This is a genomic window from Clostridium sp. MCC345 (assembly GCF_018785345.1).
In the GTDB taxonomy this organism is placed as follows: domain Bacteria; phylum Bacillota; class Clostridia; order Lachnospirales; family Anaerotignaceae; genus Anaerotignum_A; species Anaerotignum_A faecicola.
The window spans coordinates 74928-89891 of record NZ_WQPP01000044.1; the positions used below are offsets into that span (position 1 = coordinate 74928).

General features: G+C 46.1%; 11 protein-coding genes. 7 read left to right on the forward strand and 4 right to left on the reverse strand.

The genetic code is table 11. The features are described 5' to 3' along the window. The first annotated feature begins 25 nt into the window (after nt 1-25). Entirely contained in the window at nt 26-6097 is a 6072-nt protein-coding gene (locus GPK49_RS08855; protein WP_215677495.1) for a copper amine oxidase N-terminal domain-containing protein, read from the forward strand. Nucleotides 6098-6413: 316 nt separating this feature from the next. On the opposite strand, the gene GPK49_RS08860 is transcribed toward GPK49_RS08855, so the two are convergent. From GPK49_RS08860 to GPK49_RS08870, 3 genes are read right to left on the reverse strand one after another with little or no spacing between them, the layout of a single operon-like run. Further along, the gene (locus tag GPK49_RS08860) at nt 6414-7370 is read right to left on the reverse strand and encodes an ADP-ribosylglycohydrolase family protein (RefSeq protein WP_318283885.1); all 957 of its coding nucleotides are present in this window, start codon (nt 7368-7370) and stop codon (nt 6414-6416) included. Between the two features lie 28 nt (nt 7371-7398). Next, the gene (locus GPK49_RS08865; protein ID WP_215677496.1) at nt 7399-8052 is read right to left on the reverse strand and encodes a hypothetical protein; all 654 of its coding nucleotides are present in this window, start codon (nt 8050-8052) and stop codon (nt 7399-7401) included. Nucleotides 8053-8078: 26 nt separating this feature from the next. Next, nucleotides 8079-8519 (reverse strand): hypothetical protein, encoded by a 441-nt coding sequence (locus GPK49_RS08870; RefSeq protein WP_016407299.1) that lies wholly within the window; start codon nt 8517-8519, stop codon nt 8079-8081. A gap of 125 nt (nt 8520-8644) precedes the next feature. Here GPK49_RS08870 and GPK49_RS08875 point away from each other — a divergent pair, with 125 nt between their 5' ends. The 5 genes from GPK49_RS08875 to GPK49_RS08895 all read left to right on the forward strand — a co-directional run bounded on the left by GPK49_RS08875 (nt 8645) and on the right by GPK49_RS08895 (nt 13427). Then, nucleotides 8645-9382, forward strand: coding sequence for an RNA polymerase sigma factor (locus tag GPK49_RS08875; protein WP_318283886.1), 738 nt, complete (start codon nt 8645-8647; stop codon nt 9380-9382). After that, complete coding sequence (locus tag GPK49_RS08880; RefSeq protein ID WP_215677498.1) at nt 9369-9737, forward strand: DUF4179 domain-containing protein; 369 nt, start codon at nt 9369-9371, stop codon at nt 9735-9737. Before GPK49_RS08875 ends, GPK49_RS08880 begins: the two co-directional genes overlap by 14 nt. Then, the gene (locus tag GPK49_RS08885; RefSeq protein ID WP_215677500.1) at nt 9721-10347 is read left to right on the forward strand and encodes a histidine kinase; all 627 of its coding nucleotides are present in this window, start codon (nt 9721-9723) and stop codon (nt 10345-10347) included. The genes GPK49_RS08880 and GPK49_RS08885 overlap by 17 nt, the downstream gene beginning before the upstream one ends. After that, nucleotides 10344-10979 (forward strand): PrsW family glutamic-type intramembrane protease, encoded by a 636-nt coding sequence (locus GPK49_RS08890; protein ID WP_215677502.1) that lies wholly within the window; start codon nt 10344-10346, stop codon nt 10977-10979. Before GPK49_RS08885 ends, GPK49_RS08890 begins: the two co-directional genes overlap by 4 nt. Nucleotides 10980-11114: 135 nt before the next feature. After that, nucleotides 11115-13427, forward strand: a complete 2313-nt coding sequence (locus GPK49_RS08895; RefSeq protein ID WP_215677503.1) for an S-layer homology domain-containing protein — start codon at nt 11115-11117, stop codon at nt 13425-13427. A gap of 55 nt (nt 13428-13482) precedes the next feature. Here the strand turns inward: GPK49_RS08895 and GPK49_RS08900 are convergent, their stop codons facing one another. Then, nucleotides 13483-14145 (reverse strand): Crp/Fnr family transcriptional regulator, encoded by a 663-nt coding sequence (locus GPK49_RS08900; protein ID WP_016407305.1) that lies wholly within the window; start codon nt 14143-14145, stop codon nt 13483-13485. Nucleotides 14146-14231: 86 nt separating this feature from the next. On the opposite strand from GPK49_RS08900, the gene GPK49_RS08905 reads away from it, so the two are divergent. Then, entirely contained in the window at nt 14232-14948 is a 717-nt protein-coding gene (locus tag GPK49_RS08905) for an ATP-binding protein (RefSeq protein ID WP_118581327.1), read from the forward strand. Nucleotides 14949-14964: the final 16 nt, after the last annotated feature.

Here is a 14964-nt window from a genome sequence, read left to right on the forward strand (position 1 = left end):
AAAAGATACAAAAGGAGGAAGGTCTATGAAAAAGGTGACAGGCGCGAAAGTGACAGGTGCGGTCGTTGCGCTGACGATGTGTCTGAATTCTGTGCCGTCAACGGCACTGGCGGAAAGCGAAAGTCCTCGGGGGGGGGACATTAAGGCGGTATCTGAAGCCGAAGAACGGACAGAGGAAAGTGCTTCCGAGGAAAGTACGCCGACAGAGGAAGTCAAAGCCGAGGAAACCGAAAGGGTCGATGCGGAAGAACAGGAGGAAGGCACTTCAGAAGGCGATACACAGGAAGAAGAAAGCAAGCCTGAGGAAAAGCAGGAGGAAACTAAGGACGAAACAAAAGACTCCGAAACACCTTCTGCTGACGAAAGCAACAAGCAGGAAGAAGAAAAACAGCCTGCACAGGAAGCAGTTACCTTGACAGCGGAAAACGAAACAGCCGTATATGCAACAGAAGAAGCTGTGGCTAAAATCGGTGATACGGAATATGACACATTAGATGATGCTATTTCTGATGTTTCCGGAGAAGAAAGTGTAACTACAATTACATTGTTAAAGGACGCAACTCTTGATGATGATGAAAATACATATTCTCCTTTAATAATTGAAATGAACGGTCATTCAATTAAAAGTGATATTACCGCAGGTTATGACCTTACATTAAATAACGGTACAGTTGAAGGCAATGTAAGAGTAGAAACTACCAATGAAAACGGGAAATTTGTTATGACTGCACCTTCCGAGGCAGATGCGGCAATTACAGGTGATTTGGAGATTATAAAAGGTTCTGCGGATATCAGCGGTGCGAAAGTCGGTGTAAAGGGTACATTATATATTTCTACCGAAGATGATAACATAACAATTTCGGGAACGGACAAGGCTGTAGAGCTGACAAAAGAACCGACATTAAGTCCGTCTTCAATTATTATCTACGGTTCAACGGAAGTTGACGGTGATGTATCACAGGCAGTATTTTCTGACGGAACTTACAAAGTAGGCGAAGAAGTTGCCAAAAAGATTACCAATGCAGCTGGCGGACAGGTAACACCGCCTGTAAAAAGTACCATTTCTTTTGCCGCTGACAGCGAAAACAAAAACGTTGTTGCGGGAAACTCCGTTACATTTACCGTAAACTATGACGGAACAGATGATTTGACAGCTTATGTTCAAAATGATGCAACTGTAAATATTACTGCAACAATAGAAAACAGCGGCGAAAATACATATACTGTTACGATTACAACAGACGAAGGAGTAAAGGCGGGAGAATATAAGGTATACGTACACGAAATAAATAATACTATGGTCAATGCCGAAGCAAAACTCAATATTACCGAGGCAGGGGCAAAGCTGACAATCGGAGATACAACAACATATTACGCTACACTTGCAGAGATATTTACAGATACTCCGCTTGCAGGCGGAAGTGTTGTTACTGTATTAAAGGATGAAAGCGACGCTTACGTTTCACATTATATATATACAGAAGAAACAGGAATTACTCTTGATTTAAACGGAAAAAGATTAGGTAGTAATTTATACGTGGGAAAGGTTGCAAACAGCAACGGAAACAGAGGAAAAGTAACTATTATTGATAGTGTAGGAAACGGCAGTTGTACTATTTATGTAGGTACAAACGGTACATTGATTTTTGCACCGGAGTCATCAGGAACCATTGGATATATTTTCAGCAGCGGTGGTGATATTACACTTTCGGGCGGTCAGGTAGTTATAAGTAATATTGATAATACAAATAAACCAATTACTGATTTCTTGGCAGACGGATATGCTTATAAAGATAAAAAAGGCAACTGGATTGAGTATGCAACTGCAAAGAAGCTGTATATGTCAAACAGCCAATATCCTGTATTTTATGTAGTACAATGCGACCATAACGAGATTGACATAGATACAAAAGTATGTAAATACTGCAACGAAACTTTAGATGTATCCGTAGAATGGAAATCGATAGACGGTACAACAAAATATTTCAAGGATTTAAAAACGGCATTAACCGATTCTGCCGTTACATCAGGAACAAGCGGTACACTGAAACTTCTTGAAGATGATAACGGCAACAGCTTAACAATAAATTCCGGAAATTTCGATTTGGATTTGAACGGAAAGAAAATAAACAGTGTTGGAATTATCGGCGGTACTGTAAATATTACAAATACTGCCGAAACAACGGGAGAAGTTTTAAATCTTACGATTTTTAATGGACAGGCGAAAGTAACTCTCGGTATAGGTACAAAATACAGCAAGATTGATGCTACTCAGCCTATAGGTTCAATGCTTGTTTTCGGTGCGGCAATGAAAGTTGACAGAACATATGCAACAGAAGCACAGCTTAACAGTTCGGTAATAGGTTCTGCTGTGGAAATAGTGGAAATACCGCTTTATATTACGAGCGAACCGACACAGAATGATCTTGACAGTATTGTATACGGCACAGCAGAAAGCGGATTATTAACATTTGCTTTTTCGAAAAGCGGTGTTACCTTAAAATATAAAATTGATAACTATGATGAAGTTACAGAAGAAGTAACAAGTAACGGTATTGACCTTTCTACGGAAACAGCACTGTGGAATCTTCCGGCAGGCGAGCATACCCTTACTGTATCCGCTACATATGACGGATACACAATAAACAGGACATATACATTTACTGTTTCACAGTCAGAATCGAATATTAGTATAGATTCATATTCTTCGGCAGTTACATATTTCGACCAAATTTATGTTGACGGCAGGGTTGAAACTACAGGAACAGCGGCAACCAGTACAAATACAAACAATATAAGCACTTACAGCGGAGATGATACACTTACATCTAATTATGTGGAACTTTATGCCGGAGAAACCACTTACGGAAAATTTGCCGTAAACGACAATGGAAATTTCCGTATATCCTTACCGGCTTCGGATTTGGGTATAGGCGAACTTGAATTTGGAGTAAAATACACAGGCAATGAAAATATGGCTGACACACAGACAGCAGACAATGTTATACAAGTTAAAATTGTGAAGCTGGTACCGAATGTCACAAGCTCCGGATGGAGAGGTTATCCTTACGGAAAAACTTATGACGGTACGGCAATAAAAAGTCCGAGTGAAGGAAACGGATTGACAATAGAGTACAGCAATGAAGTAAACGATACCGTTAAGACGGATTACAGCAATACATACTATAAACTTGAGGATATTAAGTTTAATTACTATCCTGCCGAAAAACAGTCTGACGGAAGTTATAAGAAAACAAGTGCAACAGCTTTGGCAGGCAATCCTGTAAATGCGGGAGATTATATTGTAGAGGCTGTATTTGATGAAACAGACGGAATACAAGAAGCAACAAGCCAGTTTGGCTTTACAATCAATCCGGCAGAAGGTTATAACGACACTGCTCCGACATTCGATAAAACTGTTTTTATAACAGGTGTGGAAAGAACATACGAGATTGATTTAAGAGATCTTCTTAAAGATGTTAAAGGTATAACGGAAAATGATAAAATTGAAGCATATGTTGGTTATTTTGACGCTATAACTTTAAACACAGGCTGTTTTAAAGAAGCAAAAATTGAAAACGGAAAGCTGATACTTACCGCTATACCGATGAAGAATTATAAAGATTCGACATCAATAGGAAATATTAAATTAAATCTTAAGACTACAAACTATAAAATACTGTCTACGGATATTTATTTTAAAACAGAAAGTAAGCCTGAAAAAACTATAAACAGTAACTATATAACTATGGACAGCTGGACTTATGGCGAAAAACCGAAAGAACCTCTGCTTTCTGTGGCATCAGAAGATTGGATACCAAGTACATATGCTGTTTCGTATGCGAAGAAGGACGGTACTGCTCTTAACGGTGTTCCTACAGATGCAGGAGAGTATACCGTAACTATAAGTTATGAAACAAAGGATTATCTCTATAAGGGAACAAAAGCATTTACAATATATCCTAAGAGTATTGAAGGTGCAGAAGTAAAACTTAACCATGACAGCTTTGTATATAACGGTGAAGAACAGCTGCCGGAAGTAATAAGCGTAGTTCTCGACGGAGTAACACTGACACAGGGAATTAATGATGATTACGGATATGCCGTCAATACGGAAATGAATGTAGGAGCGTATACATTGACAGTATTGGCAAATGACCATAACTATACAGGTACTGTTGAAGTCCCTTGGAGCATTACAGCAAAGGATATGACAAACGCCGACGCAACGGTTGCAGGCGGAAACGTATATACAGGTGAAAACATAGAACCTGAAATAACAATAAAAGACGGCAGTAAAAAATTGGTAAAAGGTACAGATTATGATGTTGCATATTCAAACAACACGAATGCAGGTACTGCCAATGCGGATATAACATTCAAAGGCAATTACAGCGGAAGTATCCAAAAGACATTTGAAATTGCAAGAAAGAATGTTTCGGCAAATATTGAATTTACAAAAACATTTACTTACACAGGCGTTGCAATAGAACCGACAGTTGTTTTAAAAGACGGTGAAACGGTTATTCCTGAAAGTGAATATAATGTTTCCTACGAAAGCAATACAAACGCAGGTACGGGGAAAATTATCGTTACCGATAATAATGGTGGAAACTATGAAGTAAATCGAATTGAAGAAACATTCACAATAGAAAAAGCAGAAGGCAAAGCAACCGCACCTACAGCAATAGAAAATATTGTTTATAACGGTAATGAACAGGTACTTGTTAATGCAGGATTAAGCAGTACAGGCGAGATGCAGTATAAAATCGGTGAAAACGGAACATATGCGGCAGAACTTCCAAAGGCTGCAAATGCAGGAGAATACACAGTATTCTATAAATCCGTAGGCGACAACAACCACAATGATACGGAAGAAGGCAGTATTACCGTAAGTATTGCACGTAAGGATATTTCAGGTGCAACGATAAATCTTGACCATGACAGTTTTGTATACAACGGTAAAAATCAATATCCTGAGATAAAGAGTGTTGTTCTTGATGGAAGAACATTGGTACTTGGACCGGACTACGGCTCTGAGATTACATATGGATCTGATGCAGGAACATATACGGTAACAGTATCGGCAAACGGCAATAACTATACAGGTGAGGTTACTGTAAATTGGAGCATTACGCCAAAGCCTGTGACAGCTACTTTGAAGGTTACGGGTACCTATACCTATACAGGCAGTGCAATCGTGCCCACAGTAGTTGTAAAAGAGAATATTCCTGAAAATGAGTATACCTTATCCTACAAAGATAATATAAATGCAGGCACAGGCAGAGTGATTGTGGTTGATGGCGAAGGCGGAAACTACACTGTAAGCGGCGAAACAACCTTTACAATCAATAAAGCGAAGGTTACCATTAAGGCTCTGGATAAGAGCATACGGAAAGGCAATGCTGCCCCTGATTTATCAAACCCTGTTGAAGGAACGGATTATGAAGTGACAGGTCTGATTGGCGATGATGTGCTTGGCGGCAAAATTACATTAAGCTACAGCAGTGACCTTGACACAGGCAAGGTTGGCACAGCGGAAATTATTCCTAGCGTGGTAGACATCAATGCAAACTATGAGGCTGTTTACGAGAATGGTACGTTGCAGATTCGGAAGCGTCCTTCTTCCTCCGATGATAGTGATAGCACTGTTTTAGAAACACCTTCTACCGATAATGGTAAGGCAGACGCTTCTGATGACGGCACAAAGCAGGAAGATGGAACAAAACAGGAGGATGGCATAAAGCAGACGATTGTAAAAATGCAGATTGACAGCAAAAATCTTTCTGTGAACGGCGTGGTTTATGAAAAAGATGCGGCTCCTGTGATCAGAAATGACAGAACTCTGGTACCCATCAGATTCATTACAGAATCTCTGGGTGGTAAGGTTGACTGGAACGGCATCACAAAAACGGTTACGCTGACGATTGACGGCAGGGAAATCAAAATGACAATCGGCAAGACGCTTGAAAAATACGGCGTTGCACCTGTCATTATTGATGGACGTACCTTCGTACCCGTTCGCTTTGTGGCGGATGAGCTTGGTGCGGCTGTCGCCTGGGACGATGCAACAAAAACAGTGACGATTACAAAATAAACGCAGTCTGTAAATATTTAAACGGATTGGATAAGAAAGCCCTCTCGATTGAAATCGAGAGGGCTATTCTTTGTGCTTATGGTTAGAAATCGCAGTATTCGCGCAGAAAAGTGTGAAATTGTCGGAAATATTCGTGTAGTTTAGTGCGAAAATCAGATAAAATTTCGCAGATTTTTACGCGAATATCTGTTATAACAGTTTTACCGTTAGTATCTGGCGGTCGGCGAGATGCCAGAGCGTGTGTGGTGCTGAAATTGATTTTATCATTCAGCGTGATGGACAGTTGATTCCGATTGAGGTCAAATCCGCAAGTCCACTATTTATTTAAACACAGATTTTCAATCCAATCCCTTTTCTGAATTGCATCCAGCCATTCTGCCGGCATGGCTTCATAGTGATAGTACAGCCCTGCAAGCCCTCCTGCGATTGCGGCTATGGTATCGGTATCATCGCCGAGATTGACTGCGCGGAGCAGGCAGTCCCGAAAGCGATTGGTATGAAGCAGACACCAGATTGCCGCCTCCAAAGCATGCAGAACATAGCCGTCACTTTGGATTTCATCTTCGGGCAGGGAGAAAAATTCATTTAAGTCGCGTAATCTCTGGAAGTACATCAGCTCCGCAAGGCTTTCGGGCGTGTGATAAAATGCAAAGCCTTTTTCTAAGCCGTATTGGATACAGGTTTTCAAATCGGCATTTTTTGGTGCCATTGTGACGATGGCTTTTGCGATAAAATAATACAATCCGCTTGCGATATGACACCGCAGATGATTATGCGTAAGCCCTGTTGCCAGATGGATTTGCCGAAGGGCATCCGCATCCGAAATATCTTCCTTCTGAATGAAATACAGGCAGACAGGGAGAATTCGCATCAATGCGCCGTTGCCGTTGGAATATTCGCCCGTTTCGCCGCAGGTTGCGAGGTCGTGGCTGTCACGATACTTATAGATGGCGTTGCTGCAGGTATTCCCCTCATCAAACGCCTCGCCGAAGGGGGTATATGCGCCATGAAATTCCCAATCGAGAAAGCGTTCCATGATATCGCGCAGGTCGATGCCGTTCCTTTCGTTGATGCTCGCGAGGGTTGCAAGCGCCATACTGCTGTCATCCGTCCATGTGCCGGGGGGCATGTTATAGGTGCCGTAGCCCTCCATTTCGGTGACGGCTCCACGCTCCCGAAGCTCCTCTCTGTTGAGAAACTGAACGGGACACCCCAATGCGTCCCCGACCACCAGTCCCATCATGCCATCTAAGACCATCTTTCTGTCATTCATGTGCATACTCCCTTTCTGCATACCGTTCTTACCAATCCTCCCAGTAATCCTCTGCATCACTGCCATCCGGCATATAGCCATCCCAGTCATCCATGAAATCCTCATAGCTTTCATAATCGCCGCAATCGGGCAGTTCGGGCTTTTTCTGCGATTTGGGGGCGGTATATACGGGGGTGGGAGTTGTTTCAGCAGGCTTACTCTGCTCGGAAGATTTACTCTGCTCGGAGGGTTTATTCTGCGCAGCAGGCTGATTCTGCCCGGAAACAGGCTTGCGCCTCGCGCTTCTGTCGGAGGAGGCAAGCTGTGCTTCCGGACGAAAGACATGCTTATGCTGATCAAACAGAGAGCCATTAAGTGCAACAAACAGCGTTTCCTTTTGTGCTGTGGTGTCCAGTGTGAGCGTCAGCGCACCGCGGTGCGGATGCCATTTCGTGATGGTATACGAAAATACTGCGCCGTTTTCATAGGTTTGTATTGCGGTATCGCCATGGATGCTCCATGCCTGTCGTTCCCCTCTCGCGGTGTAATATACAAAGGTATCCTGTAGGGCGGACTGCATTTCCTCCTGTGAGGAATAAAGCGTTCTTTCTGCAAGATTGTTGCGGTCGGTAATCAAGCATGTGACAATGAGAATAAAAATGACCGCGGCCCAGATAAGAATGGTACTCCTTTTTTGTGACATTATCTGATCCCCTCCAATCATTCCGTTTATTTTCCGAGCCTCTGCTTAGCGAGCATTTTTCTCTGATAAGCAGGGAAGTCCCTCTGTGCCAGCTCATATTCTGCCAGCTTTTCATCATATCTCTTTTTTGCATTTGAGGTTGCCATGATGATAAAGGAAACACCGACAACAAGCCCGACAAGAAAATAAAAAGCGTCCATCAGAAAGAGACCGAAAGCGGCATCAAACAGACCAATGATGCCGATACCCATAAAAACCTTTTCGCCGGATCCCATTTTGTTTACCGGCTTTTCGGGCATCCGGATGCGGCTGAGAAGAAGCGCTTCTGTAGCAGGGTCGGGCTTTCTTCTGATAGTAGGGATGGTATCCTGCCATCCGGTATCTTCGGCAGAACAATCCCGTTCCGCTTCTTTTTTCGCTTCCATAAAGGCAACGAATGACATAAATTTCAAGAAATCCTTATCCATAGAAGGTTCCTCCTTTGCGAGAAAATGGCTGATTTAAGCTTATCATAGAGGATTTTTGCGAGAAAAGCAAGTTGGTTGCAGTCAGTCCGCGGTTTTATGGATTTCTGACGGGATCGGGGGAGAAGATGCAGATTTCCGCATCGGAGCATCTTAGAAAAATCTGCCGACAGCATGCAGATGCGATTGATGACGAAAATCTTGAATTTATGCGGATGTTCGCATATACTGGAGATAGTATTTCAGACAGAGGACATCCTTTTGCGGCGCAATGCCTTTCTGTGCTGAGAGGATGCGATGGAAAGGAAGTGAACGGCATGGCGATGGATGAAGAGCTTTACAGGCAATATCTTTGCGGCGATGAAGCGGGGCTTGTGGCATTGATGAAAAAATACGGCAATCCGCTGACCTTATATATCAACGGCTATCTGCATGACGTTCACGAAGCGGAGGATTTGATGATCGAAGTCTTTTCCTATTTATTTACGAAAAAGCCACGTATTCGAGACGGCGGCTTAAAGGCCTATCTGTATAAAGCGGCACGGCACATGGCTTTACGCGGCAGAAGCAGACGGCGGCTTTTCTTCAGCCTGGATAATCTGACCGAGGAGCCGGACGGACAGACACTGGTGGAGGAGGTTGTCCGCACAAAGGAGCGGGATCGGATTCTGCATTTCTGCATGGCTGCGTTAAATCCGGATTACCGAGAGGCGCTTTATCTGGTCTATTTTGAGGGCATGAGCTATTTGCAGGCTGCTGAGGTCATGGGGAAAAGCGAGAAGCAGATTACCAATATGGTGTATCGGGGCAAGGGCCGTCTGCGCGGATTACTGGAACGGGAGGGAATCACAAATGCGGAGTCATGAGGAACGAATTGCAGAGGTAAAACGGCGGATTGCGGAAAAGGAGCGTCGGAGAAGGCAGCAGCAGGAACGGATTGCCGCCGTTTTCGGCGTGGCGGCGTGCCTTGCGGTAATCGTTGGGGTTTCTCTTTTTATGCCCGATATGGTCAATCGAATGGAGCCGGGCATGTCCTCCGGCTTTGGAACAGCGGCAACAATGCTGGGCGGCAGTGCTGCGCTTGGATATATCGTGACCGGACTGCTCGCCTTTGTCCTTGGTGTATGTGTGACAATCGCGTGCTTCCGTATCTGCCTGCTGCATAAGGACGAACAGTCGGAGGAGCAAAAGGGGGACAATGCGAATGGAACTTGCCGATAACTTTGTGCAATTCTCTGTTACCCTGCTGGGCTTTTGCCTGAGCGGGATGCGATATCTGAAGGGCAGAAAGCAGGCGTATTTTCTGCTGACCTGCTTTTATGGCTGTTTTGCGCTCGGCTCCCTGTACTGGACGCTGCATCTGTTTTTGTTCTCAAAAACGCCGCAGGTTTTTTATGTGTCGGAGTTTGGCTGGGTGGCAAGCGTTATTTTTCTTTCTATTTTGCAATACTCCCTTTCCTCCGCGGAGGAAAGAGGCTTTGTGTGCCGAAGGGCGCGGATTGCCTTCCTGATAGGCGTTCCCTTATGTATATTTTACTGCACCTTTGGGGATATTCTCTCGAATCTGCTTTGGTGCGGCATGATGATTGCTGTTTCCTATTATGCGATACGGGGGCTTGCTTATGCGCGGACGCAGACGGGAGCGGCGCGGCAGCTGCGATATTTCCATATCGGGGTGCTGTGCTATGTGGCGGCGGAATATATCCTTTGGACTTCCGGCTGCTTCCGACAGGGGGATTTGGCTTCCTTCCTCTATTACGGGTTTGATGTTCTGCTGACGGGCTGCGTATTCGCTCTGCTGCCTGCCACAGGAAGGGCGGTGCAGGCATGACATATATGGAAAATATTTTTATCTGCATGGCATCGCCTCTGCTGATTGCCGCCCTGTGCATGGGAAAACGGCATACAGGGGCTTTTCTGTTCTGCTTTGCGGGAATGGGCATGTGCCTGCTTTCTGCATATCTCAATACCTTTCTTGCGGCGCTGTATGGGGCGGATGCCTTTGCCGCCACTGTGGAGATTGCGCCTGTGGTGGAGGAAGGGATGAAGCTGCTGCCGCTGCTCTTTTATCTTTTGGTATTTGAGCCGCAGGCACGGCAGATTGGGATTGCCGCAGTGATTACTGCGCTTTCCTTTGCGACCTTTGAAAATATCTGCTATCTGATTCAAAACGGAGCCGCGCATTTCTCCTTTATTTTCTTCCGTGGCATCGGAACGGGAGCAATGCATGTGATTTGCGGAGCCATCGTCGGCGGCGGGCTTGCGTATGTATGGCGGCGGACGTGGCTGAAAATTGCCGGAACCTGCGGACTGCTTGGGGCGGCGATTACCTTTCACGCAATTTATAACCTGCTGATTGCCTACGGCGGCACAGCGCAGTATATCGCGTATCTTTTGCCTGTGGGGATTCTGGCGGCAGGCAAGCTGATTTTTTTATTTTTTTTAAAAAAATTTGATTTTTAGGTGAGAGTTTTTCTGTTTTTTTGTACCTATATAAGTGAAAGGCTCTTTCTGCGGTGTCTGCATGGCACAGAAAAAAGGAAGGAGCGGGACACGGAAAAGGAAATGACATGACAGCAATGGAGGGAGGAAAAACGAATGAAAAAACAAAGAAAACGGATTTACACGGCACTGCTTTGCACCTGCTTCCTGTTTTCTACGGCTTCTGTGCCGGTATCGGCGGCAGAAACGGAGCAGGGGGAAATGACTGCCCTGTTAAATACAAAGGGAGTCGTTACCGTGGAAAGCGTACAGGCTATGATTGACGCTTTGCCGGATGCGAAAGATATCGATGACGATAATATCGAGGAAGTGAGGACGCAGTTTCAAGCCGTTGTAGATGCAATGCAGCAGCTTACCGCCGAGGAACAGAGGAAACTTGATACATCACGTTATAGGAAAGTTGCTGCTGTGCTATATGGGCCGTTTTTGGGTGTCCCTATACCTATCCCCGGAACAGATGTTGAATGGATGATCAGCCAATACGAGGACGGGGTGCTTACGGACTGGACGCTTACCATATCAGGTAAGGGTGCAATGCCTGATTTTGAAGGTACTGGCGATCCGGTTTGCCCGTGGGAGAACGAAAAGCAAAAGATTAAAAAGGTAATTATAGAGGAAGGCGTGACCAATATTGGTAAAAGCGCATTTCGTGGATGCTCGGAACTTGCCGAGGTACATATTTCCAAAACAGTCAAGAAGATAGGGATTTCTGCTTTTCAGGACTGTACTGCTCTTACGCAAATTGATATTCCTGACAGCGTCAATTCTGTGGGATCGTTCGCATTTATTGGATGCACAAGACTTACGGAGGTTCATACCCATTGGAAGAATTCGTATGAAATCAACTTTGGATTATTCGTATTTTATAAGTATGGGGATTCCTGGCCCGAGAATCGAGTGATATATGTTCCTGACGGGTATAAGGACAATTTTAAAAGCAATCCAAATGGGGCATGGGGTGAGTGGAATGTACAGGGCGAAAATTACACCGTTTCTTTTGACGGCGGTAACGCATCTGGCTACATGCAACCGGTTGGGACATCCGGAGATTATACCCTTCCGGATTGTGGCTTTACATATGATACGGCTGCTTTTGAATATTGGGCACTGGAGAGTTCTGACGGAAAGAAAGCGGGCTGCCCGGGTGACGTTTTCCCTGTTACGGAGGATGTGGTGCTTTACGCCAACTGGACACTGATCATAGTGATACCGGACCCCGAGCCTCCGACAGTATGTATCCACAACTGGGGCGAATGGACTTCCAACGGCAATGGGACGCATACCCGCACCTGCTCGAACAACAGCAGTCACACCGAAACGGGCGACTGTTCCGGCGGTACGGCTACCTGTACGGAGAAGGCTGTCTGCGAAATCTGCAATGCAGCCTACGGCGAATTAAACGCAAGCAATCATACGGGCGGCACTGAGGTGCGCGGCAGAGTTGAGGCCACCACCAGTGCGGACGGCTATACGGGTGACACCTACTGTAAGGGGTGCAATACCAAGATTGCGACAGGTGAGAGTATTCCGAAAAAAGACAGCGGCGACAGTCCAAGCGGCGGGAGTTCGAGTGGCGGCAGTTCAAGCAGTAGCGGCAGCGGTGGTGGCGGCGGCACGACCTACTACACGCTGACCTTTGAAACCAACGGCGGCGGCAGCATGCAGGCAATCCGCGCCGCCCGCGGCAAAACGCTTGACCTTTCCGCCTATACCCCGATGCGTGACGGCTATGACTTCGGCGGCTGGTATGCCGACAAGGATTTGACGCAGAGGATTACGGAAATCAAGCTGAGCGGCAGCAAAACGGTTTATGCAGACTGGAAAAAGAGAGAGCCGGACGCAGTGAAGAATCCCTTTGCGGATGTCAATGCGGGCGATTGGTTTTATCAGGATGTTTTGTTTAGCTACGAAAAGGGACTGATGTCCGGCATGGATGCGGCAGCCTTTGCGCCTTATGCGAACACCACCCGTGCGCAGATTGCGGTAATTTTCTATCGCATGGAGGGCAGCCCTGCTGTCGAGGGAGAAAACAGCTTTACCGATGTTGTGCGTGGCTCCGGTACGGCATGGTTTTATGATGCGGTGACATGGGCACAGCAAAACGGCATTATGGGCGGCTACGACAACAGCAGCTTTGCCCCGAATGATCCGATTACCCGTGAACAGCTTGCGGCGATTTTCTATCGCTACGCGCAGTATAAGGGCTATGATACCACACAGGGCGGCATGGCAATTCGGGAGTTCGACGATTATGAGAGCATTTCCGATTATGCAATGGGCGCTATGGCGTGGGCGGTGAATACCGGTCTTGTAAAGGGCGACAGCAATCTCCTTTATCCGAAGGGCACTGCTACGCGTGCCGAGCTTGCGGCGCTGTTCCACCGCTTCGCTGAAAACGGAATGAAATAAGCAAACAAAAAGCAGAAGCTCCTGCGAAAAAGGAGTTTCTGCTTTTTTATTGGCGTTATACCTTCAAAACGAAATGGTTTTTATGAAAATCCAGCAGACCCTCATCCCGCATTTTCCCAAGCTCCAGAGAAAGTCCGCTGCGCTCCACCGCGAGGTAATCCGCAAGCTGCTGTCTGGAAAAGGGAATATCAAATTCATATTTTCCGAGCCGCTGTGCCTCTGCGGAAAAATAGGACATCAGCTTTGCGCGCGTTGTGCGCTGCCCCATGTGCGTCAGCTTTTCGCTGAAGCGCAGGTTTTTCTCTGCAAGCTCGCCAAGCAGATTTCGGATGATATGGCTATGATGCGCACAGGCGGAGGAGCACACATGCAGCACACGCTTTATGTTCAAATACAGCACCGTAACAGCTGTTTCTGCCACAACGCTTACATTCAGCACAGAGCCGGGCGCGCAGGCATAGGCGGCGGCAAAGGTCTGCCCCACCCCTGCCTTGGAAATGATGTTGCGGTTGCCCCAGATGTCCTCCTGTATGATTAGAATACTGCCCGACAGCACAAGACCGATGGCATCTGCCGTATCCCCGATGCGCAGCAGCAGGGCATCCTTGGGAAAGCTTTCCTTTCTTGTTTCCAGACAGGAGAGCATTGCGGTCAGCTCCTCCTCGGAAACGCCCGAAAAAAGCTGAGAGGAACGGATGATGGGAAAAAATTCTTTCATAAAAACCCTCTTTTCGTTGAAAATTCAACCGACTTGTTGAATTTAGCATACTATAATGAAAACAAAAAAGCAAGGAGGTTTTTATTGTGAAAAGAAGAATCATTGAAATTGATCAAAATAAATGCAATGGCTGCGGTGCTTGTGCCGCCGCTTGTCACGAAGGCGCAATCGCTATGGTAAACGGGAAGGCGCAGCTGATGCGCGATGACTACTGCGATGGTCTGGGCGATTGCCTGCCTACCTGCCCCACTGCCGCGATTACCTTTGTGGAGCGCGAAGCGGCAGCGTATGATGAAAAGGCTGTGGAGGAAAATAAGCGTAGAAGGCTACAGGAAAAAATGCAGACAGAAGGGATGACACTCCCCTGCGGATGTCCGGGAAGCCAGTCCAGAACAATCGCACACGAAGAATCCGCCGCGGCTTGCAATACAGAGGCGGTCAGCCGCCTGTCCCAGTGGCCTGTGCAGATTAAGCTGGTTCCTGCACGCGCACCGTATTTTGACGGCGCAAAGCTGCTGATTGCCGCAGACTGCACCGCGTATGCCTATGCCGCCTTCCACGAAAAATTCATCAAGGGGCATATCACCCTTGTGGGCTGTCCGAAGCTGGACAGTGTGGATTATTCCGAGAAGCTGACCGAAATCATTCGTGAGAATGATATCAAAAGCGTCACCATTGTCCGCATGGAGGTTCCCTGCTGCGGCGGTCTGGAATTTGCGGCAAAAACGGCATTACAGCAGAGTGGGAAATTTATTCCATGGCAGGTTGTGACCATCTCCACAGACGGCAGAATTCTGGATTAAAAAGAGGACAAAGAAG

Bases quoted from the DNA above. Each gene is read 5' to 3' on its own strand.
- GPK49_RS08875 (WP_318283886.1), top strand. From the start codon at position 8,645: ATGCAGATTTCCGCATCGGAGCATCTTAGAAAAATCTGCCGACAGCAT.
- GPK49_RS08870 (WP_016407299.1), bottom strand. From the start codon at position 8,519: ATGGATAAGGATTTCTTGAAATTTATGTCATTCGTTGCCTTTATGGAA.
- GPK49_RS08880 (WP_215677498.1), top strand. From the start codon at position 9,369: ATGCGGAGTCATGAGGAACGAATTGCAGAGGTAAAACGGCGGATTGCG.
- GPK49_RS08895 (WP_215677503.1), top strand. From the start codon at position 11,115: ATGAAAAAACAAAGAAAACGGATTTACACGGCACTGCTTTGCACCTGC.
- GPK49_RS08860 (WP_318283885.1), bottom strand. From the start codon at position 7,370: ATGAATGACAGAAAGATGGTCTTAGATGGCATGATGGGACTGGTGGTC.
- GPK49_RS08890 (WP_215677502.1), top strand. From the start codon at position 10,344: ATGACATATATGGAAAATATTTTTATCTGCATGGCATCGCCTCTGCTG.
- GPK49_RS08865 (WP_215677496.1), bottom strand. From the start codon at position 8,052: ATGTCACAAAAAAGGAGTACCATTCTTATCTGGGCCGCGGTCATTTTT.
- GPK49_RS08900 (WP_016407305.1), bottom strand. From the start codon at position 14,145: ATGAAAGAATTTTTTCCCATCATCCGTTCCTCTCAGCTTTTTTCGGGC.
- GPK49_RS08885 (WP_215677500.1), top strand. From the start codon at position 9,721: ATGGAACTTGCCGATAACTTTGTGCAATTCTCTGTTACCCTGCTGGGC.
- GPK49_RS08855 (WP_215677495.1), top strand. From the start codon at position 26: ATGAAAAAGGTGACAGGCGCGAAAGTGACAGGTGCGGTCGTTGCGCTG.